Source organism: Neglectibacter sp. X4, from assembly GCF_009917365.1.
Taxonomy (GTDB): Bacteria; Bacillota; Clostridia; order Oscillospirales; family Acutalibacteraceae; genus Acutalibacter.
The window spans coordinates 1-1367 of sequence record NZ_QWLE01000149.1 but is presented as its reverse complement, the minus strand read 5'-3'; the positions used below and the strand labels follow the sequence as shown (position 1 = coordinate 1367).

General features: G+C 44.4%; 1 pseudogene. It reads left to right on the top strand.

Annotated elements, in window-relative coordinates:
• A pseudogene (locus tag D1841_RS17285) lies at nt 1-1128 on the top strand (helicase); the annotation flags it as partial.
• Between the last annotated feature and the right edge of the window lie 239 nt (nt 1129-1367).

Below are 1367 nucleotides of genomic sequence, written 5' to 3'. Positions count from 1 at the left end.
GTACTTGGATTTGTGGTGAAACCATTGTACCAGAAGGGCTGGCGGGTCTTCAACTTTCATTTTAGTTTACAGTACGACGAGAAGGTCAAGGAGGAAAAATTTGAGGAACTGCTGAAGGAGAAAGTTCCAGCACAGAAGCTTTCTATTGAATCCGAGCTCACCAATGCACAGAAAAAGTCCGTAGTAAAAGCGCTTCTTGAGGGGAAAATTGAGTTTGACAAACACCCCAAGAGTCAATCTGAGGAATCCTATACCCTTATGCGGAAATTCGCTCTCATTCTGTTGCGTGACATTACCAAGGGGAGAGACAGCCTCGTTCATAAAGAATTCGCACCGTTTCTGCAAGAAGGCGACGAGGCAAAAATAAAGGCAAACTTCGAGGAGAAGTCGACCAAACCAGACGATGATATAAATGTATCCGTAGATCAGACGGAAAATCTTACTACAGCCATCGCAAAAGGAATGCATTACCCAGTCCTGGATGCCAACGGAAATGTGAGCTATGATGACTTAATGGACTTCCTTGAACGGATGTGCCGTATCTTCAAATGGGAGAAATATGAGCGGCAGACACTTGGCAGAGTCAGCAAGAAAACAGGAAAGCACGGTATGCTCCGCTGGTATGCCGTCATTCTTATTCAATGGATACAGGGTACTGGATTGAGTCATATCATGAACAAGGCTATTGAATTCAAGCAGAACAATCCGGATTCCGGCGTTCAAGTCAACGGTAAGCAGGAACGTTACAATGACTCGCGTGAGCATCGGAATGTTGTAATTGCTGACACACTGGAGGTAATTGAAAATGTAATTCTTTTTAGTATCTCCAACTATTTCCTACGTTTCTCGAATGAATATAAGCGGTTACACAACCTCGAGACCTTTCAAAACGATTGGTACGAGTATGTGGAATACGGAACGACCAATCCGCTCACTATATTATTACAACGAAGTGGTTTCTCACGCGAAACCTCTACATATATCCGTCAGCATAAGAGCGAATACGTTGTTATTACACAAAGTGGAAACATAAAACTACGGCGCTCTTTATTACGAAGCAGGAACATTGGAGTGGCCCGTGAGTCGGCAGATATCCAGTATAATGTTCCCGAAATATTTGTGGATTAAGGGGGGCACCATAGTGCGTGGAAAAAGTATTAATTTGTTTTTGATGGATGGCGATGCCAAACCCAAGATGGGAAGACCCTCCATGACTTGGAAAGTGACCAGTGAGTGAGGTAACAACCTTTCAACGATTCCCCCAACCTTTTAATTTTCCCTCCCGTGGGACAGGGGGAGGGTGCAAATTGCAAATCTTTCCTGATGGTGTATTGACCCCGCAAAACGAAAAAAGCGGGACGCCGGAG